This is a genomic window from Microbacterium sp. K2, from assembly GCF_051365005.1.
In the GTDB taxonomy this organism is placed as follows: domain Bacteria; phylum Actinomycetota; class Actinomycetes; order Actinomycetales; family Microbacteriaceae; genus Microbacterium; species Microbacterium foliorum_B.
Window position 1 is genome coordinate 478,514 of record NZ_JBLWII010000001.1, and the last position, 20,319, is coordinate 498,832.

19 protein-coding genes are annotated in these 20,319 nt (G+C 67.6%); 16 read left to right on the forward strand and 3 right to left on the reverse strand.

All coding sequences use genetic code 11. The features are described 5' to 3' along the window. The first annotated feature begins 35 nt into the window (after positions 1–35). From ruvC to ACLKOY_RS02500, 7 genes are all read left to right on the forward strand, one after another. Entirely contained in the window at positions 36–620 is a 585-nt protein-coding gene (gene ruvC, locus ACLKOY_RS02470) for a crossover junction endodeoxyribonuclease RuvC (protein ID WP_363570386.1), read from the forward strand. 9 nt (positions 621–629) lie between these two features. Then, the gene (gene ruvA / locus ACLKOY_RS02475; RefSeq protein ID WP_363570388.1) at positions 630–1,235 is read left to right on the forward strand and encodes a Holliday junction branch migration protein RuvA; all 606 of its coding nucleotides are present in this window, start codon (positions 630–632) and stop codon (positions 1,233–1,235) included. After that, positions 1,228–2,253: a Holliday junction branch migration DNA helicase RuvB gene (gene ruvB, locus ACLKOY_RS02480; protein ID WP_436452283.1), complete on the forward strand. Its 1,026-nt coding sequence runs from the start codon at positions 1,228–1,230 to the stop codon at positions 2,251–2,253. Before ruvA ends, ruvB begins: the two co-directional genes overlap by 8 nt. 74 nt (positions 2,254–2,327) lie before the next feature. Further along, complete coding sequence (locus tag ACLKOY_RS02485) at positions 2,328–2,735, forward strand: preprotein translocase subunit YajC (RefSeq protein WP_436452284.1); 408 nt, start codon at positions 2,328–2,330, stop codon at positions 2,733–2,735. 52 nt (positions 2,736–2,787) lie between these two features. Next, positions 2,788–4,536, forward strand: coding sequence for a protein translocase subunit SecD (gene secD, locus ACLKOY_RS02490; RefSeq protein WP_436452285.1), 1,749 nt, complete (start codon positions 2,788–2,790; stop codon positions 4,534–4,536). Further along, the gene (gene secF, locus ACLKOY_RS02495; RefSeq protein WP_363570394.1) at positions 4,536–5,525 is read left to right on the forward strand and encodes a protein translocase subunit SecF; all 990 of its coding nucleotides are present in this window, start codon (positions 4,536–4,538) and stop codon (positions 5,523–5,525) included. Before secD ends, secF begins: the two co-directional genes overlap by 1 nt. Positions 5,526–5,593: 68 nt before the next feature. Beyond that, entirely contained in the window at positions 5,594–7,843 is a 2,250-nt protein-coding gene (locus ACLKOY_RS02500) for a RelA/SpoT family protein (RefSeq protein ID WP_436452286.1), read from the forward strand. Here the strand turns inward: ACLKOY_RS02500 and ACLKOY_RS02505 are convergent. After that, positions 7,830–8,381 carry a type IV toxin-antitoxin system AbiEi family antitoxin gene (locus ACLKOY_RS02505; RefSeq protein WP_436452287.1) on the reverse strand — a complete coding sequence of 184 codons (552 nt, stop codon included), beginning with the start codon at positions 8,379–8,381 and terminating at the stop codon, positions 7,830–7,832. The two genes, ACLKOY_RS02500 and ACLKOY_RS02505, sit on opposite strands and share 14 nt — an antisense overlap. Before the next feature lie 61 nt (positions 8,382–8,442). Beyond that, positions 8,443–9,804: a DUF349 domain-containing protein gene (locus ACLKOY_RS02510; RefSeq protein WP_436452288.1), complete on the reverse strand. Its 1,362-nt coding sequence runs from the start codon at positions 9,802–9,804 to the stop codon at positions 8,443–8,445. Between the two features lie 214 nt (positions 9,805–10,018). On the opposite strand from ACLKOY_RS02510, the gene ACLKOY_RS02515 reads away from it, so the two are divergent. Both ACLKOY_RS02515 and ACLKOY_RS02520 read left to right on the forward strand, forming a co-directional pair. After that, complete coding sequence (locus ACLKOY_RS02515) at positions 10,019–11,089, forward strand: NAD(P)/FAD-dependent oxidoreductase (RefSeq protein WP_436452289.1); 1,071 nt, start codon at positions 10,019–10,021, stop codon at positions 11,087–11,089. Positions 11,090–11,120: 31 nt separating this feature from the next. After that, on the forward strand, positions 11,121–11,843 hold the full coding sequence (locus ACLKOY_RS02520; RefSeq protein ID WP_436452290.1) for a winged helix-turn-helix domain-containing protein: 723 nt from the start codon (positions 11,121–11,123) through the stop codon (positions 11,841–11,843). A gap of 78 nt (positions 11,844–11,921) precedes the next feature. Here ACLKOY_RS02520 and ACLKOY_RS02525 read toward each other — a convergent pair whose 3' ends face one another. Continuing rightward, complete coding sequence (locus ACLKOY_RS02525; protein ID WP_436452291.1) at positions 11,922–12,221, reverse strand: hypothetical protein; 300 nt, start codon at positions 12,219–12,221, stop codon at positions 11,922–11,924. Between the two features lie 111 nt (positions 12,222–12,332). On the opposite strand from ACLKOY_RS02525, the gene ACLKOY_RS02530 reads away from it, so the two are divergent. From ACLKOY_RS02530 to ACLKOY_RS02560, 7 genes are all read left to right on the forward strand, one after another. Next, positions 12,333–13,664 (forward strand): replication-associated recombination protein A, encoded by a 1,332-nt coding sequence (locus tag ACLKOY_RS02530; protein WP_436452292.1) that lies wholly within the window; start codon positions 12,333–12,335, stop codon positions 13,662–13,664. Between the two features lie 161 nt (positions 13,665–13,825). Beyond that, positions 13,826–14,455 (forward strand): 30S ribosomal protein S4, encoded by a 630-nt coding sequence (gene rpsD / locus ACLKOY_RS02535; protein ID WP_052677824.1) that lies wholly within the window; start codon positions 13,826–13,828, stop codon positions 14,453–14,455. Positions 14,456–14,560: 105 nt separating this feature from the next. Beyond that, positions 14,561–14,749 (forward strand): hypothetical protein, encoded by a 189-nt coding sequence (locus ACLKOY_RS02540; protein ID WP_140037135.1) that lies wholly within the window; start codon positions 14,561–14,563, stop codon positions 14,747–14,749. Positions 14,750–14,829: 80 nt separating this feature from the next. Beyond that, complete coding sequence (gene alaS / locus ACLKOY_RS02545) at positions 14,830–17,490, forward strand: alanine--tRNA ligase (RefSeq protein WP_436452293.1); 2,661 nt, start codon at positions 14,830–14,832, stop codon at positions 17,488–17,490. Next, positions 17,487–17,963: a Holliday junction resolvase RuvX gene (gene ruvX, locus ACLKOY_RS02550; RefSeq protein WP_140037133.1), complete on the forward strand. Its 477-nt coding sequence runs from the start codon at positions 17,487–17,489 to the stop codon at positions 17,961–17,963. Before alaS ends, ruvX begins: the two co-directional genes overlap by 4 nt. Further along, positions 17,963–19,498, forward strand: coding sequence for an endolytic transglycosylase MltG (gene mltG, locus ACLKOY_RS02555; protein WP_436452294.1), 1,536 nt, complete (start codon positions 17,963–17,965; stop codon positions 19,496–19,498). The genes ruvX and mltG overlap by 1 nt, the downstream gene beginning before the upstream one ends. Continuing rightward, positions 19,495–20,307 carry a shikimate dehydrogenase gene (locus ACLKOY_RS02560; RefSeq protein WP_436452295.1) on the forward strand — a complete coding sequence of 271 codons (813 nt, stop codon included), beginning with the start codon at positions 19,495–19,497 and terminating at the stop codon, positions 20,305–20,307. The genes mltG and ACLKOY_RS02560 overlap by 4 nt, the downstream gene beginning before the upstream one ends. Positions 20,308–20,319: the final 12 nt, after the last annotated feature.

Below are 20,319 nucleotides of genomic sequence, written 5' to 3' on the forward strand. Positions count from 1 at the left end.
TGCTCACCCTTCGATGCGACGCTTAGCCTGGGGGAGTGACCTCCTCCTCGCTTCGCGTGCTCGGCATCGACCCGGGTCTCACCCGATGCGGCGTCGGTGTGGTCGACGTGGATCGAGCCCGTCGCGGCACGCTGGTGCACGTCGGAGTCATCCGCTCTGCGCCCGATCTGCCGATCGGTGAGAGGCTCGCGCTGGTCGCCGCCGGCATCCGCGAGGTGATCGAGACCCATCGCCCGGATGCCGTCGCGGTCGAGCGTGTGTTCGCACAGCAGAACACCCACACCGTCATGGGCACCGCACAGGCGAGCGGGGTGGCGCTCCTGCTCGCGGCCGAGGCCGGTCTTCCTGCGGCGACGCACACTCCGAGCGAGGTGAAGGCGGCCGTGACCGGCTACGGCTCCGCCGACAAGCGCCAGGTGCAGGCGATGATCGCGCGCATCCTGCGGCTGGACGCGCCTCCCCAACCGCCCGATGCCGCCGACGCCCTGGCGATCGCGCTGTGCCACGCATGGCGACGCGGAGCCGCCGGCGCGCCAGGGCAGGACGCGCTGACGCCGGCACAGAAGGCGTGGGCTGACGCGGAGCGTGTCGCTCGAACATATCTACGATCCGGTGCGTAGGCTGGTCGGATGATCTCCTCGCTGCACGGCGCTGTCCTCCACTCGACCGCCGATCAGGTCATCATCGACGTCGGCGGCGTCGGATTCTCGGTCGCCGTCCCGGCCGACGTCGCACACACTGCGACCGTCGGCGAGAAGCTGCTGCTGCACACGAGCCTGATCGTCCGCGAAGACTCCCTGTCGCTGTTCGGCTTCGCCGATCGCAGCGAGCTCGAGATCTTCGGACTGCTCATCAGCGTCACCGGCGTCGGGCCGAAGTCGGCGCTCGGTGTGCTCTCGCACCTCACTGTCGACCAGATCGCGGAGGCTGTGACCGGTGAGGACGACGCGCCGTTCCGACGTGTCTCCGGGATCGGACCGAAGACGGCCAAGCTCATCGTCCTCCAGCTCGCAGGCAAGGTGCACCCTGTCGGCGCCGGGTCGAAGCCGACGAAGGCCGGGCCGGTCGATGTCGTCGATCAGGTCACCGCCGCGCTCGTGGGGCTCGGCTGGTCGGAGAAGGTCGCCGCCGATGCCGCCGCGCAGACGGCCGCCGAGGCCTCGGAGGCAGAGCGAGCGGCCGTAGCGCCGCTGCTGCGCCGCACCCTCGCTCTCCTGGGGCCTGCACGTGTCTGACGTCCGCGACGCCGGCGAACCGTCGGACGACACAGAGCTCGCCATCGAGGGCGCTCTACGCCCCACGAGCCTGGGCGAGTTCGTCGGTCAGCAGAAAGTGCGTGGCCAGCTCCAGCTTCTGCTCGATGCCGCTCGCATCCAGAACCGCCCACCCGACCACATTCTGCTCGCGGGTCCTCCAGGACTCGGCAAGACCACGCTGGCGATGATCGTGGCGCACGAGAGCGAACGCCCTCTGCGACTCTCGAGCGGACCGGCGATCCAGCACGCGGGCGACCTCGCCGCGCTGCTCTCGAGTCTCGTGCCGGGTGAGGTGCTTTTCATCGACGAGATCCATCGCATGGCACGGTCGGCGGAGGAGATGCTGTACCTCGCGATGGAGGACTTCCGCATCGACATCATGGTCGGCAAGGGCGCGGGTGCGACCAGCATCCCGCTGGACCTGGCCCCGTTCACGCTCGTCGGCGCGACCACTCGCTCCGGCCTGCTCCCGAACCCGCTCCGAGACCGCTTCGGCTTCACCGGCCACCTCGAGTTCTACGACGAGCCGGAGCTCGAGCGCGTCATCGCTCGCTCCGCTCTGATGCTGCGCGTCGATCTGCCACACGACTCGCTCTCTGAGATCGCCCGCAGATCGCGGGGTACACCTCGAATCGCGAACCGCCTGCTCCGACGAGTGCGCGACTATGCGCTCGTCCATGGCGGCGGGGAGGCCTCGCTGCACGGCGTCCAGGCCGCGCTCGAACTCTACGACGTCGACCCGATCGGCCTCGACCGCCTCGACCGGGCCGTGCTCGAGGCACTCGTGCGTCGCTTCCGCGGCGGTCCTGTCGGACTCAGCACGCTCGCCGTCGCGGTCGGCGAAGAGGCCGAGACCGTCGAGAGCGTGGTCGAGCCGTACCTCGTGCGCATCGGATTCCTCGGCCGCACACCGCGTGGTCGGGTGGCCATGCCGGAGGCCTACGCCCACCTCGGCATCGCGCACCCCGACGGGGCGCTTCGTCTTGATGACCTATAATCACTGAAGACTTCCCCCGATAGAACTGCGCGCCCGTTTTTCGTGCGCGTACCTGAGAAAGGCCCTTCGCCACCATGCCCATGGAAATCCTCCTCTTCGGCCTTCTCGCCGTGCTCGTCGTCTTCATGTTCGTCAACGGACGCAAGCGCCAGAAGCAGATGAAGGCGGAGCAGGAGGAGAAGGCGTCCAAGACCGTTCCCGGCGTCAAGGTGCTCATGCAGGGCGGCATCTACGGCACGATCGTGGCCTACGACCATGACGACCTCGACTCGCCCGCGCTCGTCGAGATCGCGCCCGGCACGGTCATCGAGGTGCACAGCCAGGCGATTCTGCGCATCGTGGAGCCCAAGGACGCCGTCCTCGAGGATGCTGACGACTCGGTCGTCGTGATCGATGAGGCTCCCATCGTCGACGATGCTCCTGGCATCGAGACCACCGAGGAGACCCGTCGTCGTCTCGAGCGCGACGCCGACGACAAGTAGCCTTCGCGCTGCACCACTTCGGCACTCCGGCAACTTAGAAAGCTGATCACACGTGGCCACTTCTTCCCCGGTCCGTCATGCCTGGCGGGTCCTCATGGGCCTGCTCCTGGTGACGGGCGTCCTCTTCGGCATCAACGCCCTCGGTGTCCACGTCTTCAAGGACAGCAACGGGGAGGCGGCAAGCTCGTGGAGTCCTGAGCTCGCACTCGACCTGCAGGGCGGCACGCAGATCGTGCTGAGCGCGGAGACCGAAGACGGAGCTGCACCCTCGTCGGAGCAGCTCGACCAGGCGGCGTCGATCATCCGCCAGCGCGTCGATGCGTCGGGCGTGGCCGAGGCCGACATCACCACCGAGGGTGGCCGCAACATCGTGGTGCAGATCCCGGGTGTGGCCGACGAGCAGACGCGTGCGCGCATCCAGTCGAGCGCGCAGCTCGAGTTCCGTCCGGTGCTCGCCACCACCGCCGGGACGAATCAGTACGTCGGTGAAGATGGCAATGAGACACCGTACCCGACCCCGGACGACTCGCTGAACGCGACGCCGACGGTCGAGCCGACCGACGCGAGCGACCTCGCGTGGGTGACAGACCGGCTGGCCGCGGAGTTCCAGGCCTACGACTGCGCGAACCCCGAGAACGACCCTTCGAACGCGCCCCAGGACGAGCCTCTGATCGCGTGCGATCCCACCGGCCAGGCGAAGTACCTGCTCGGCCCGACCGAGCTGACCGGCGACGCGATCACCGACGCCACCGCGGGCCGCGATCCGCAGTCCGGCGCGTGGAACGTGCAGCTCACGATGAACGGCGACGGAGCCGAGGCGTTCGGCGAGGTCAGCACTCGTCTCAACCAGAACCGCCTGGCCGAGCTCTCGCCGCGTGATCAGTTCGCCTTCGTCCTCGACGGGTCCGTCATCAGCGCACCGCGGATGAACGGGCAGATCCTCGACGGTCGCCCCAGCATCTCGGGCGACTTCGATCAGGAGTCGGCGACCGCCCTGGCCGACCAGCTGAAGTTCGGCGCGCTGCCGCTGAGCTTCGAGGTGCAGAGCTCCGACACGATCTCGGCGACCCTGGGTACCCAGCAGCTCCAGATCGGCCTCATCGCGGGACTCATCGGTCTCGCCCTCGTCGCCATCTACTCGCTGATCGTGTATCGAGCACTCGGAACCGTGATCATCGCATCCATCGCCGTGATGGCGGTGCTGACCTACGTCATCATCTGCATCCTGGCGTGGCGTCTCGGGTTCCGCCTGTCGCTCGCCGGTGTCGCAGGTCTCATCGTCTCGATCGGCTTCACCGCCGACTCGTTCATCGTCTACTTCGAGAGAATTCGAGACGAGCTCCGCGACGGCAAGTCGATCACCTCGGCTGTCGAAGACGGCTGGGGCAGAGCCAAGCGGACCATCTACATCTCGAAGTCCATCAACATCCTTGCCGCCGTCGTGCTGTACATCCTCGCGGACTCCACGGTGAAGGGCTTCGCGTTCACGCTGGGGCTGACGACCCTCATCGACGTGTTCATCTTCGTGATCTTCACCCACCCGGTGATGCAGCTGCTCGCCCGCACGAAGTTCTTCGGCGGCGGGCACAAGCTCTCGGGTCTCGACCCCGAATCGTTGGGAGCGGTGTACCGCAGCCGATCGCAGTTCCGTCAGGTGTCGACCGTGACGGCGGGCCGAGGCGCGAAGAACTCCAGGGCCAAGGGCGAAGCCGAGCGCCGTCAGACCATCGCAGAGCGCAAGCGCGCCGAAGCACTAGCCGGTGACAGATCCAGCCGCACCGGAAGCGAGGGGGACGCCTGATGGCTTCCATGAATGAGTTCGGCAACAACCTCTACACGGGAAAGACGTCCTTCCCGTTCGTCGCCAAGCGTCGCCTGTGGTTCATCATCGCGATCGTGCTGGTCGTCGGCTCGGCGCTGGTGCCCCTCTTCCGCCCGATCCAGTTCTCGATCGAGTTCACCGGTGGGTCGCAGTTCACCGTGCAGGCGCCTGACAGCACCGACCAGCAGACCGCGACCGACGCCGTGCAGTCCGTCGTGCCGGGTGCGGCGACCAAAGTCGTCGTCATCAACGGCAGCGACATCCGCGTGCAGACCGACCAGATGGGCGCAGACGAGACCCAGCAGGTCTCCAATGCCCTGGCCGATGCGTTCGGAGTGGAACCCGACAGTGTGACGTCGTCGTTCATCGGCCCGGCCTGGGGCGAGAACGTCACCAAGCAGTCGTTGTGGGGCCTTGCGATCTTCCTCGCACTGACCTTCCTCATCCTCGCCATCTACTTCCGCACCTGGAAGATGTCGGCCGCTGCGATCGTCGGCCTTCTCGACGTGCTCGTGATCACGGTCGGCGTCTACGCGCTTGCCGGTTTCGAGATCTCGCCTCCGGCGGTGATCGGTTTCCTGACGATCCTCGCCTACTCGCTGTACGACACCACGGTGGTGTTCGACAAGATCAGGGAGAACACGACCGAAGACGGCGAGAACTCCTCTCGGACGTTCGGCGAATCGGTCAACCTCGCGGTCAACCAGACGCTCATCCGATCGATCAACACCTCGGTCGTGGCCGCTCTGCCCGTCGGAGCTGTGCTCTTCATCGGTGCCTTCTGGCTCGGCGCGGAGTCTCTGACCGACATCTCGCTCTCGATCTTCGTCGGCATCCTGGTCGCGACGTATTCGACCCTGTTCGTGGCGGCTCCGCTGTACTCGTTCTTCCGCGAGAACGAGCCGCAGATCGCCGCGCGAGACGCGAAGATCCGCGAGGCGCGAAGCCTCGCAGCCGCAGAGGCCTGATAGTCCCCGCTCTGCGGGGCCGCACCCCGCAGAGCACGCGTAAGCTGTTGTGATTCGGAGGTGAGCGGATGGCGGAACCGCAGACGGCGTCGCAGGGATCCAGCCTGAGACGACTGGTTCCCCGCATCTTCTCCCGCGCGCCCAGGATCAACGACCTCGACAATCTGATCCGCACGGTGCGTGCGAATCATCCCAAGGGCGATTTCGCTGTCATCGAACGCGCCTACGCCGTCGCGAAGGACAAGCACGCGGGGCAGCAGCGTCAGAGCGGTGAGCCGTACATCACGCACCCGCTCGCCGTCGCGCAGATCCTCGCCGAGATGGGCCTCGGCCCTCGTGCGATCGCCGCGGCTCTGCTGCACGACACCGTCGAGGACACCGGTTACGCCCTCACCGATCTCACGGCCGAGTTCGGCGACGAGGTCGCGATGCTCGTCGACGGCGTCACCAAGCTCGACAAGGTCAAGTACGGCGAGAGCGCGCAGGCCGAGACCGTCCGCAAGATGATCGTCGCGATGTCGAAGGACATCCGCGTGCTGCTGATCAAGCTCGCCGATCGGCTGCACAATGCCCGCACCTGGGGCTTCGTGCCGCCCGAGAAAGCCGCGAAGAAGGCGAAGGAGACGCTCGAGATCTACGCGCCTCTGGCCAACCGCCTCGGTATTCAGGCGATCAAGTCGGAGCTCGAAGACCTCTCGTTCGCCGTGCTGCATCCGAAGATCTACAACGAGATCCACAACCTCATCGCGCAGCGCACCCCGCAACGCGAGAAGTACCTCGCGCAGGTGGTCGAAGAGATCGATGAGGATCTGCGCGATCTGCGCATCCGCGGCAAGGTCGTCGGACGCCCGAAGCAGCTCTACTCGGTGTACCAGAAGATGGTGGTGCGAGGTCGCGAGTTCGACGACATCTACGACCTGATCGGCATCCGAGTGCTCGTCGCCTCGGTTCGTGACTGCTATGCGGTGCTCGGGGCGATCCACGCTCGGTGGACCCCGCTTCCTGGTCGCTTCAAGGACTACATCGCGACCCCGAAGTTCAATCTCTATCAGTCGCTGCACACCACCGTGATCGGTCCGTCCGGGCGCACGGTCGAGATCCAGATCCGCACGCATGAGATGCACCAGCAGGCGGAGTACGGTGTCGCCGCCCACTGGATGTACAAGGAGCGGATGAACGGCGGCAAGGCCGAAGTCCGTGCCTCCGACAGCGATATGGCCTGGCTCGCGCATATCTCGGACTGGCAGGCCGAGACGGCCGACCCGGGGGAGTTCCTCGACTCCCTCCGCTTCGAGATCGGCGCCAAGGAGGTCTACGTCTTCACTCCCAAGGGGCGTGTCGTCGGGCTCCCGGCGGGGGCGACTCCCGTCGACTTCGCGTACGCCGTGCACACCGAGATCGGCCATCGCACCATGGGGTCGAAGGTCAACGGGCGTCTCGTGCCGTTGGAGTCCGAGCTCAAGAGCGGCGATGTGGTCGAGGTCTTCACCTCGAAGAACCCCGACGCGGGCCCCAGCCAGGATTGGCTCGGTTTCGTCAAGAGCACCAGAGCACGCAACAAGATCCGCGGTTGGTTCACGAAGGAACGTCGCGAAGAGGCCATCGAGCAGGGCAAGGAGGCCATCGCCCGCGCGATGCGCCGCCAGAACATGCCGTTGCAGCGGCTGATGAGCCAGGACTCGTTCGCCGAGGTCGCCCATCAGCTCCGGTACGAAGACGTTTCCGCGCTGTACGCCGCCGTGGGCGAGGGTCATGTGTCGACGCAGTCGGTGCTCGAGAAGGTCACTGCGCTGGTCGCAGCGACCGATCCCGCCACCGGTCCGATCGAGCTTCCCGGCAGCATGCCCTCGCGAGAGCCCCGCTCCGGCGATTCCGGGGTGCTGGTGCGTGGTGCATCCGACATCCTGGTCAAGGTCGCGAAGTGCTGCACCCCCGTGCCCGGCGATGCGATCGTCGGATTCGTCACCCGCGGCAGCGGCGTCTCGGTGCACCGCACGGACTGCCCGAACGTCAAGGCTCTCCAGAGCGACGAAGACCGGTTCGTCGAGGTGTCCTGGGCGCCGACGACGAAGAGCGTGTTCCGAGTGCAGATCCAGGTCGAGGCTCTCGACCGCTCGGGGCTCCTCTCGGATGTCACCCGTGTGCTGAGCGAGCACCACGTCAACATCCTGTCGGCGACGGTCAGCACCACGGACGAGCGTCTCGCGATCAGCCGCTTCGTCTTCGAGATGGGCGACGCCGTCCACCTCGACCGCGTGCTGAACGCCGTGCGTCGCATCGACGCGGTGTACGACGTCTACCGCGTCACCTCGTCCTGACGAGCAGCCTCTCGAGAGCACCTCGTCCGGCGCGCTTGCCCGGCACGCGGATCATGGTGCCGAGTGCGACAAGCGCGGCTGGGACGAGCCTCGGCTCGGCGTGCGCCAGGAGCAGCATCCATCGCCGCAGCGACTCGTCGCGGTGCAGGCCGAGGGCGAGATCGACCATCGTGCGCTCGGGCGTCATGACCGGCACCCCGCCGATCATCACGACGTGCGCTCGAGGCAGCGCAGTGTCGTGCAGGATCACCCGAGAGGGCAGTGCGGGTCGAATGCGATGACTGACCGCTCGCCGGACGTGGTGGCGGGCCGGTGGAGCGTCGCCGGCCCCATGGATCCACGCGGCGGATGGCCCTGAGGCCGCGGTGTCGACGGGCACGAGAGACGCGATCGCGGCCGCCCTGGCACTCGGGCTCTCGACGAGATCGGCCGGGATGTACCCCTCGCCGAGATCGACCACAAGCCCGTCGATCCTCGCCGCGCTGAGCTCGGGGACGGTGAGTCGGTCACCGGGCAGATACAGGAACGCGGGATGCATCACGCCAGTCTGGCGCGGAGCATCCCGCGTTCCGAGTCGTTCCGGAGATCTGTGGAGAAGGTCAGCCGCCGAGTGCGCTGAGCCAGGTGCGTCGCGCTTCGAGAGCATCGGCTGCAGCCTTGGCGGCCTTCTTGTCGCCTGACTTCTCTGCGGCGGCGAGCTCGGCCTCGAGCTTCTCGATGGCCTCGAGGAGCTGCGAGCTCATGTCGTTGGCGCGCGCCTTGGTCTCGGGGTTGTTCTTCTTCCAGTCGACCTCTTCGCGGGCCTTGAGCGCCTGCTCGATCACGCGCAGGCGATCGTCGAGCGCGCGCTCCTTGTCTCGGGGGAAGATGCGACCGATCTCGTCCCACTGACGCTGGATGCCGGTGAGCAGTGCGCGGGCGCGCTTGATGTTGGGTTCGTCGGCCACGGCCTTCGCCTCTTCGAGCAGGGCCTGGCGAGCCTCGATCTTCGGAGCGGAGTCCGCCTCTTCGGCAGCCGACTGCTCGGCACGTGCCGAGTACAGTGCGTCACCGGCCGCCTTGAACCGCGCCCACAGCGCATCGTCGGCCTTGCGGCCGGCGCGGCCGGCAGCCTTCCACTCGTCGAGCAGGGTGCGATACGCCGGGATGCCGTCGACGCCGCGAGGTGCGAGGGCCTCGGCGCGCTCGACCAGACGGGTCTTCGCATCGCGGGCGCTCTTGTGCGTGTCGTCGAGCTCGGAGTAGAAGGCGCGACGTGCCTTGTCGACCGTGCCGCGTGCGTCGCGGAACCGCTTCCAGAGCTGCTGCGAGACACCCTTCGACAGGCGCGGTCCGTTCTGCTGCTGTGCCTGCCAGGCATCGAAGAGCTCGCCGAGTTCCGCAGTCACCTGCTTCCACTGCACCTTCGACAGGTCGCGGGCGGCGATCTCCTCGGCGCGCTCGACGAGGGCCGTGCGCTCGGCGATGGCCTTGTCGACCAGTTCCTTCGCCTGCTGGGCCTCCTGAGCCGTCGCCTCGGAGAGCGAGGAGGTCAGAGTGTTCAGTCGTTCACGCAGTCCGGCGAGGTCGCCGACGGCGGCTGCATCCGTCGCCTCGGCGAGAAGGTGGCCCGCCTGCTTGACGAGGTCACCGGCCGAGGCGCCACCGGCCTGGTGACGCTGTTCGAGCGTGCGCACCTTGAAGGCGATGTCGTCGTACTTGCGCACGAAGTAGGCGAGTGCTTCGTCGGGGGTGCCGTCAGGGTATTGACCGACGACGCGCCATTCCTCACCCTCGCGAACCTCCACGGTGCCGTCATCGGCGACGCGACCCCACTTCGCGGCGTCGGACGACGCGGTGCCGGCTGCGGTAGCTGCGGCCGCCGGAGCGACAGCAGCGGGCGTCGGCACCTTTCGCGGCAGGGGCGCGGCGGGGGGAGCGGGAACGGGGGGAGTCGGCTTCGACGGCTCTGTGGCAGACACGGTGATTCTCCTTGCGCGGTAGGGCCCGCGGGAGGCGGAAAGGACGAGCTTCAGCCTAGTACGAGAGCGAGGTTGCAATGTGGTCGCCATTGCTCACAATGGCCGTTACCGATCTGTGAGCGAATCGTTCGACGCACGAAACATCGCGCGTCATATGCGAGAAACATCGTGCTCCTATCGTCGCCTTCACGACGTCCCCGGCGATTGGAGCAGTATGAGCGAGGCCGTCCTCACCCCCGCGGAGATCGTGGTGGTCGGAGCCGGCATGGTCGCGCACCGATTCGTCGAGAATCTGATCAGCACCGCCGAGACGCCGATCCACGTCACCGTGATCGGCGACGAGGCTCGACGCCCCTACGACCGGACGGGTATCTCCGGACTGTTCTCCGGAGCGACACCCGAGACTCTCGAGCTGGACCACTCGGTCTTCGACGACTTCCGCGTGCGTTTCATGGCAGACGACAGGGTGCTTCGCATCGACCGCGGCGCGCGGACCGTGATGACCCGATCACGTCGGATCGTCCGTTACGACTCGCTCGTGCTCGCGACCGGTTCGCATGCCGCGAGCGGCGACATCGCCGGCTCGGACCTGCGCGGATGCTTCGGCTATCGCACTCTCGAAGACGTGCAGCGTCTCGAGCGCTTCGCGTATCGCCGCAGGAATGAGCTCGGTCGTCCGCTCCGCGGTGCTGTCATCGGCGACGGATCGCTCGCGATCGACGCCGCCGGCGCTCTCCAGCTCTTGGATGTCGCGCCCGTCGTCGTGCAGCACTCCGGTCTCCTGACCTCCTCGACGCTGGTCTCGGAGGCTCGAGGCTTCTCGTTCGCAGGTCTCCTCGGGGCGAGAGGCGTTGCCGTCCGCACTGAGTCGCACGTCGTGCGTCTGGCCGGCGACTCGTCGGGTGCCGTGGGTGCCGTCGAACTCGGGGACGGCGTCGAGCCCGTCGATCTGGTCGTTCTCGCAGTCGGCGTGCGCCCTCGGGACGAGCTCGCCCGCAACGCGTCGATAGGTGTCGGCCCTCGGGGCGGCATCGTGGTCGACGAACGATGCACGACCTCCGACCCGCGTGTCTTCGCGATCGGCGATGTCGCGAGCTTCGAGGGCCGACGTGCCGAAGCACTCACTCGCGGCTACGCCATGGCGGAAGTCACGGCAGCCCGGATCCTCGATGTCAGCGCGATGAGTGCACCGCGAGACGCCCTCGCGGCGGCGAGGGGGTCACAGCGGCCGAGCGCGCCTGCAGCCGCAGGATCACGACGAGCGCGTGCACTCCAGGCTGTCTGATGTCGGTCGTGACGATGCGCAGGGTGCGGCCATGACGCCCGCACGAACTCTCGATTCGACGCTGGCGGGATGCGCGATCGTCATCGCGGACGACTGCTCCGCAGGCGACCTCGACGCGATGCTGAGCAGTAGGGGAGCGACCGTTCGGCGTGCGGTCGTTCCGCGCCAGGGCGCGGCGCACGAGCTGGGCCCTGCCGCGATCCGCGCCGCTCGCGGTGAAGTGGACGCGGTGATCATCGTCTCCGCGTCGGCAGCGGGTTCCTGGATCGACGCAGCAGATCGGGCAGATGCGCTCGAGAGCATCCGGCGCCGTGCCGGTTCGGGCCGTCTGCTCCTCGTATCCGTGGGGGCCGGGGTTGCGGACAGGCTGCGTGACGCCGAGCTCCGGACCGCCGTCTCAGAGCACGAACACCCCACGTCGTCGGTCGACCGGGTGATCGAGCATTTCGGGCGAGGTGGTGCACTGTCTCTCCCCACCGATGCCGGACCGGTCGAGGTCCGCAGCGGCGGCGTCGTCGTCGACGGAGTGTTCGTCCCGCTCTCGCGGTCTGCCGTCGCGCTGATCGACGCCCTGGCCACCGCAGGGGGTCGCGTCATCTCAAGGGCGGAACTCGGCGCAGCGCTTCCCGGACCGCAGCGCACACCGCATGCGGTGGAGGCGGCGGTGGCGCGTCTCCGTGAGGCGCTCGGGCAGAGGGTGCTCGTGCACACGGTGGTCAAGCGCGGCTACCGACTCGCCGTCACCGAGACCTGACCGAGCGCGGAGCAGCGCTGGTGAGTTCCATACGAGTGCGGCAGCGCGGACGGCGCCGGCTCGACACGGGACTGAGAGTCATTCGGTCGGAGCGTCGGACGGGAGAGGCTCGGGCAGCGGAGTCTCTGTCGGCACCGGTGCGACTGTCGGCTCGACCGTGGGCGTGGGAGCGGGTTCTTCCGGGGGCCTCGTCTGCGCGAGCACGACCTGGCTGGTGATCGAGCCGGCGATGACCAGTGCGGCGACGACGGAGGCCACCGCGTTGTCACGGACGCGGCGTCGGATCTGCCCCTCGTGCCACGTCTTGCGGGCGGTGTGCAGGCGTGCGCGCTCCGCCTCGGTGCGCGACTGCTGCGTGCTCTTCCCGCGTCCGGCCATTGCGTGCTCCCTTACTGGACGTGAATGTGCAACGTCGCCTGAGAGCCTACCGTCGTGATCGCGCTGTGCTGGCGCGCCCGAAGTGTCGGTGCCCCGCGTTAGCCTGGTGCGATGACCTCCGCAGCCGCACTGCTCTCCGGGCAGACGCCCCTCGCCGTGCGCATGCGCCCCGTGTCGCTCGCTGAGGTGGCCGGTCAGAAGCACCTGCTGCGCGCCGGCTCCCCGATCGTCGCCCTGGCCGACCCCGCTGCCACCTCGCCGGGCGCGGTCTCGATCATCCTGTGGGGGCCGCCGGGAACCGGCAAGACCACCCTCGCGCAGGCGATCGCACGATCATCCGGTCGCAGATTCGTCGAGCTCTCGGCGATCACCGCCGGTGTCAAGGACGTGCGCGAGGTCATGCAGGAGGCCATCACCCAGCGCGACCTGTACGGCCAGACCACGATCCTGTTCCTCGACGAGATCCATCGATTCACCAAGGCCCAACAGGACGCGCTGCTGCCCGGCGTCGAGAACGGATGGGTCCTGCTGATCGCCGCGACCACCGAGAACCCCTCGTTCTCGGTGATCTCGCCGTTGATGTCGCGGTCGCTGCTCCTCACCCTCCAGCCGCTGACGGACGACGACATCGGACTGCTCGTCGATCGGGCGGTGACTGACGCGCGCGGACTCAACGGCGCCGTCACCTTGGCCGATGACGCGCGCGCCGCCCTGATCCGACTGGCTTCCGGCGATGCGCGGCGTGCGCTCACGGGACTCGAGGCGGCCGCTGCCGTCGCACTGTCGAAGGGCGAAGATGGCACGGTGCCGGCCGCGACCGCCGACGACGTCGCTCAGGCCGTCGACAAGGCGCTGCTGCGGTACGACCGGCAGGGCGACGAGCACTACGACGTCATCAGCGCGTTCATCAAGTCGATCCGCGGATCCGACCCGGACGCCGCGCTGCACTACCTCGCCAGGATGATCGAAGCGGGGGAGGACCCCCGTTTCATCGCACGACGTCTGGTGATCTCGGCTTCCGAGGACGTGGGACTCGCCGACCCCCAGGCGCTGTCGATCGCGGTGGCCGCTGCCGATGCGGTCGCGTTCATCGGCATGCCGGAGGGGCGGATACCGCTCGCCGAGGCGACCGTCTACCTCGCCACGACCGCCAAGTCGAACGCCGCCTATGTGGGCATCGACCAGGCGATCGCCGACATCCGATCCGGAGGCTTCGGGCGGGTGCCGTTGCATCTTCGCGATGCGCACTATCCGGGTGCCAAGCGGCTCGGCCACGGTCGAGGCTACGTCTACCCCCACGACAGCGAGTTCGGCATCCTTCCGCAGCAGTATCTGCCCGACGAACTGAGGGGCAAGCGGTACTACGAGCCCAAGAACCTCGGCGCCGAGCGTGACATCTCGGCTCGCCTCGAGCGCATCCGCCGCATCCTCGACGGGCGCTGACGCGGATCTGTTAGACTGGATCGGCTCGAAACCGTGTTTTCGGGCATCTCCTCGTTCACACCCCACCTTGCTGGCGCCCCGGCGTGCGCTCCAAGGCAGAACGCGGACGATACGTCCGTGAGTCGTGAAAGACGCGACCACGTCATCGGAAGGATAACTTCGTGACCACGAAGTCCCAGGACCGCCGCAAGGTGCGCCTCAGCCGCGCACTCGGCATCCCGCTCACCCCGAAGGCCGCCCGCTACCTCGAGAAGCGTCCCTACGCTCCGGGTGAGCACGGCCGCACCAAGCGCAAGGCTGACAGCGACTACGCCGTCCGTCTGCGCGAGAAGCAGCGTCTGCGCGAGCAGTACGGCATCCGTGAGAAGCAGATGCGCAACACGTTCAACGAGGCTCGCCGTCAGGACGGCCTGACCGGTGAGAACCTGGTCGAGCTGCTCGAGATGCGTCTCGACGCCCTCGTCGTGCGTTCGGGCTTCGCCCGCACCACCGCACAGGCTCGTCAGCTCGTCGTGCACCGTCACATCCTCGTCGACGGCCAGCTCGTCGACCGCCCGTCCTTCCGCGTGAAGCCGGGTCAGCTCATCCACGTCAAGGCCAAGAGCGAGGGCACCGAGCCCTTCCAGGTCGCAGCAGCCGGCGGTCACGCCGAGGTCCTGCCTCCCGTTCCCGGCTACCTCGAGGTCGAGCTCGACAAGCTCCAGGCTCGCCTGGTTCGTCGCCCGAAGCGCGCCGAGGTCCCTGTGACCTGTGAAGTGCAGCTCGTCGTCGAGTACTACGCAGCTCGCTGAGTTCAGCTTTTCCGCAGAAGGCGTCGGGGTCACCCGACGCCTTCTGTCGTTTCCGCATACGATGGAAGCACCGCGCCCACGCGGGCCAGAGGCAAGGATGGCGACATGAAGAACGTGCAGTGGTTCCTGATCGGTGTGATCGGCGGCTTCATCGCGGCGCATCTCATGAACAACGACCCGCGCGGTCATGAAATCCTCGCCGAGGTCGACGCCCGCTTCAACGAGTTCACGGGAATCGTCGGCGACGCCTTCCGCGAGGAGCAGGCTCGTCTCACAGACCCCGCTGGCGACTGACCGTCACGGCACCCTCGCCGCGACGTCACGTCAGTCGGCACGCCCTTCCACACCTGTACGCAAGGACACCTGGCACCCCTATGAAAACTGCGGAGATCGCGGAGCGGTATCTCGACTTCTTCGAGAAGAACGACCACCTCATCGTCCCTTCGGCCTCGCTGGTCAGTGACGACCCGTCGCTGCTGTTCACGGTCGCCGGAATGGTGCCGATGATCCCGTACCTCACCGGGGTCGTTCCGGCACCGCATCCGCGCATCGCCGACCTGCAGAAGTGCATCCGCACGAACGACATCGAAGAGGTCGGCAAGACCGCCCGTCACGGCACCTTCTTCCAGATGATGGGCAACTGGTCGTTCGGGGACTACTTCAAAGAGGGCGCTATCCGCTATGCGTGGGAGCTGCTCACGAGCTCCGAGGCCGATGGCGGCCTCGGTTTCGATGAGAAGGACCTCTGGGTCACCGTGTACGAGACGGATGACGAGGCTGAGGCCATCTGGCGCGACATCATCGGCCTCAAGCCCGAGCGCATCCAGCGTCTGGGGCGCGCAGACAACTACTGGAACACCGGCCAGCCCGGCCCCGGTGGACCTGACTCCGAGATCTTCTTCGATCGGGGCCCCGCACACGGCAGAGACGGCGGTCCGGCCGTCGACGACTCGAGGTTCCTGGAGATCTGGAACCTCGTGTTCATGCAGGACTTCATCGAGAACATCCGGGGCAAGACCGAGTTCGACATCGTGGGGGAGCTTCCCCAGAAGAACATCGACACCGGCATGGGACTCGAGCGTGTCGCGTTCCTCAAGCAGGGCGTCGAGAACATGTACGAGACCGACCAGGTGCGACCGGTGCTCGACCGCGCTGTCGAGCTCTCCGGCCGCCGCTATGGCGCGGTGCACGAAGACGACGTCCGCTTCCGGGTGGTCGCCGACCACGTGCGCTCGTCGCTCATGCTGCTGTCAGACGGCGTCCGCCCGTCCAACGAGGGCCGCGGCTACATCCTCCGACGCCTCATGCGTCGCACGGTGCGCTCGATGCGCCTGCTCGGTGTCGACGAGCCGGTGTTCCCCGAGCTCTTCGCCACCTCGCGCGATGCGATGAAGTCGGCCTACCCGGTGCTCGAGAAGGAGTGGTCGACGCTCTCGGCCTCTGCGATCGCGGAGGAGGAGACCTTCCGACGCACGCTGGCATCGGGATCGACGATCCTCGACCTCGCTCTGGATGAGACGAAGAAGGGCGGGGGAGCCTCGCTGAGCGGCTCCGAGGCGTTCCTGCTGCACGACACCTACGGCTTCCCGATCGATCTCACTCTCGAGGTCGCAGAGGAAGCGGGCCTGGCCGTCGACCGCGAGGCGTTCGACAGCCTGATGCAGGAGCAGCGCTCGCGCGCCAAGGCCGACGCGCGCAATCGCAAGCGTCAGCTCGCTGATGTCTCTGTGTACCGTGATCTCCGCGCTCTGGGCGAGACGGGCTTCGACGGATACTCCGAGCTCGAGGTCGACTCGCGAATCCTCGGGATCCTCGTCGACGGTCAGACGGTTCGCAGTGCTGCGGAGGGGCAGATCGCCGAGGTCGTGCTCGCCGAGACCACGCTGTATGCCGAATCCGGTGGTCAGGTCGCCGACAAGGGTGTGATCGTCGGCCCGGGGTATGAACTCGAGGTGCTCGACGTGCAGCGCCCGGTGCCCGGACTCATCAGTCACACCGTCGAGGTCACTCGCGGAGTCGTCGCCATCGACGACGCGGCCACGTCCATCGTCGATGCGGCGAATCGCCGTGCTGCGCGCCAGGCGCACTCTGCGACGCACCTCGTGCACGCCGCGCTCCGCGACACGCTCGGCCCCACCGCGACGCAGGCCGGGTCGCTCAACCGTGCGGGCTACATGCGATTCGACTTCTCGTGGTCGCAGGCGCTCTCCGCCGACACGCGCGCCGAGATCGAGGAGATCACCAACCGGGCCGTCAACGACGCTCTCGAGGTCACGACCCGCATCGTCACGCTCGACGAGGCGAAGGACGCCGGAGCCATGGCGCTGTTCGGCGAGAAGTACGGCGATGTCGTGCGCATGGTCGACATCGGAGGGCCGTGGTCGCGCGAGCTGTGCGCGGGAACCCACGTCAGCACGAGCGCCGAGATCGGTCTCGTCAGCGTGGTCGGCGAATCGTCCGTCGGCGCATCGAACCGCCGCATCGAGGCGCTGGTCGGTCAGGATGCGTTCCGCGAGCTCGCGGCAGAGCGCGCGCTCGTGTCGCAGCTGACGACCTCGCTCAAGACCCCGCGCGACCAGCTCGCCGAGCGGATCGCCGATCTGTCCGCGAGCCTCAAGGCTGCTGAGAAGCGCATCGCGCAGTTCGAATCCAAGGAGCGCGCGGGGCGTGTTCCCGCCATCGCCGATGCGGCCAGCCGCGTGGGCGCCTTCCGCGTCGCTGCGCAGTCGCTCGGCGAGGTGGCTTCGGCAGACGATGTGCGAGAGCTCGTCCTCGGTGTCCGGGACCGCCTGGGTTCCGACGCGGCGGTCGTCGCTCTCGGGGCCTCGGTCAACGGTCGCCCGGTGGTGGTCGTCGCGACGAACGACGCGGCGCGTGCGGCTGGCGCCAAGGCCGGAGCGCTCGCGAAGCGTGCGGCTTCGGTGCTCGGAGGAGGAGGCGGCGGTCGTGACGACGTCGCTCAGGGCGGTGGCACAGATGTCTCAGCCCTGCAGTCGGCCCTCGAGGCCGTGACGCAGGAGCTGCAGTCAGCGTGAGCGGCTTTCGCCGCGGCGTGCGCATCGGCGTCGACGTCGGGCGAGCGCGAGTCGGCGTCGCTCGATGCGATCCGGATGGCATGCTCGCGGTGCCTGTCGAGACCGTGCAGCGGGATGATCAGGCGATCGACCGGATCGCTGCGATCGCGGCGGACTTCGACGTGCTCGAGTTCGTGGTCGGACTGCCCGTCAACCTGATGGGGGCTGACACGGCATCGACGACGGATTCCCGAGAGTTCGCGGCCGCCCTGCACGCTCGCACCGGAACTCCGGTCCGGCTCGTCGACGAGCGGCTCAGTACCGTCACTGCACACGCCGCGTTGCGTTCTTCGGGCAGATCACAGAAGAAGTCTCGTAGCATTGTTGATCAGATCGCCGCGGTGGTCCTGCTGCAGCAGGCGATCGACACGGAGAAGAGCACCGGAAACCCGACCGGTGCCACGATTCCGCTCGACGAGGAGTCCCCCCGATAATGCCCGAACGTGAGAGTGCTTCGCCCCAGCACGATCCGGACGCCCGCCTGGGTGACCTGTTCGAGAACCTTCCCGACCCGTCGCAGCAGATCCCAACGGTCGACAACACGCCACCCGCGCCCGGGTCCCGTAGAGCTGCTCGCGAAGCGGCAGCCGTGAGGTCGTCCGGCGATCCGGAACGCGAGTCCGCGGACACGTCGACGGGTGAGGACGTGACGACCCGCGCGATGCCGACAGCCGCCACGGGCGACGCGGGCGACCGGCCCTCGGCCGCCCCCACTCCGACAGCTGATGCGGGGACCTCTGCAGAACGTGCCTCCGGCACCACATCGGCCGAGTCCACGGGCCACGCGGCCTCGACCGGGGCCGCCGGTGGCTCCGCAGCAGGCGGCCGCCTCGAGGACCTCTTCCACGGACACCCGGAGGAGCCCAGCGGCCCTCGACCGCCGGCGAAGAAGAAGCGTCGCACAGGGTGCCTGGTCGCCCTCGTCATCGTCCTCGCGGTGATCGGCGGCATCGTCGGCGCCGGTGTCTGGGCATGGAACGCCTACGGCGACAAGATCAGCAACGCCCTCGGCTGGGGCGAGCCCGAGGACTGGGAGCCGGGGCTGGCCACCGGTGAGGTGCTCGTCACGATCTCGGAGGGCGACACGGGCGCACCGGTGTCGACGGCCCTCTACGAAGCCGGCGTCACCCGCACGGAGGATGTCTTCTACGACTACCTGGTCACCGAGAATATCGCCGTCACCTTCTATCCGGGCATCTATTCGCTGCAGGAGAAGATGACGGCTGAAGCAGCTCTCGAGGCGCTTCAGAACCCCGAGAACAAGCGCGAGAACTCCGCCAGTGTCGGCGAGGGCGCGACGATCGAATCCTCGCTGCCCGGCATGGCCGAGTCGCTCGGGATGCCGATCGAGGAGCTCCAGGCGGCGGTCGATGCGGATCCTGCGACCTACGGTGTGACCGCGCAGAACCTCGAGGGGTGGCTCTTCCCAGCCGTCTACACGTTCGATCCGGAGGTGACCGCCACGCAGGTCATCCAGCGCATGGTCGATCGCACGAACGAAGCGCTGACAGATGCCGGGGTGCCCGCAGAGGATGCGCAGCGCGTGCTGACGATCGCGTCGATCATCCAGCGCGAGGGCCTCACTGCTGACTTCCCCAAGGTGTCCCGCGTGATCGAGAACCGACTCGACATCGACATGAAGCTGCAGATGGACTCGACGGCGCAGTACGGCTACGGCTCGCTTCACGAGGGCGTCGTCTCGAGCTCGGCCGAGGCCCTCGAGGACGACAACCCGTGGAACACCTACGTGCACACCGGTCTGCCTGTCACTCCGATCGCCAGCCCGAGCTACGCGGCGATCGACGCCGCGATGCACCCCGCTGACGGGCCGTGGCTCTATTTCGTGACGACGAACCTCGCCACCGGAGAGACCCAGTTCTCGGAGACCTACGAGGAGCACCTGCAGGGAGTGGAGAAGTGGGATCAATGGTGCCAGGAGAACCCAGACGGGGGATGCTCGGCCGGATGACCCGGCGGCGCCTCGCGGTGTGGGGAGACCCGATCGCGCACTCCAAGTCCCCCCAGCTGCACGCCGCGGCATACGCAGCTCTCGGCCTCGACTGGGAGTACACCCGCCGCCAGGTCGACGAGCGGGCGTTCGCCGACGCTCTGGGTGCTCTCGATGAATCGTGGCGGGGTCTCTCGCTCACGATGCCCCTCAAAGAGACGGCGCACCGCGTCGCGAGCACGCGCGATCGCTACGCGGACCTCACGGGAGCTGCCAACACGCTGCTGCTGACCGACGGCATCCACGGATTCAACACGGACGTCGGCGGCATCGTCGACGCCCTGGGCGAGCAGGGTCTGCTCGATATCGAGAGGGTTCGTATCCTCGGCGCCGGGGCGACGGCCTCATCCGCTCTGGTGGCGTGCGTCGAGGCAGGAGCCCGCTCGATCGATGTGCGTGCTCGCCGACCTGAACGCGCCGTCGACCTCGTGGCCCTGGGACAGCGGCTCGGCGTCTCCGTCTCGGTCTCGCCGTTCGATGCAGACGCCGAGGACGTCGGCCTCACCGTGGCGACGCTGCCCGGTGGCACCGCTCTCGACGCTCTGACAGCTGCGCGCCTGGGTGCCAGCGGGGGAGTACTGTTCGATGTCGCCTACTCCCCGTGGCCGTCGGCGCTCGCATCCGCGTGGAGAGACGACCGAGCCGTCTCCGGTGAGGGGATGCTGCTGCGTCAGGCCGTCCGCCAGGTCAGGGTCTTCGTGCACGGTGACCAGACTGTTCCGCTTCCTTCGGAAGAGGCCGTGGTCGACGCGATGAAGGCCGCTCTGTAGTCATCGGTCGTC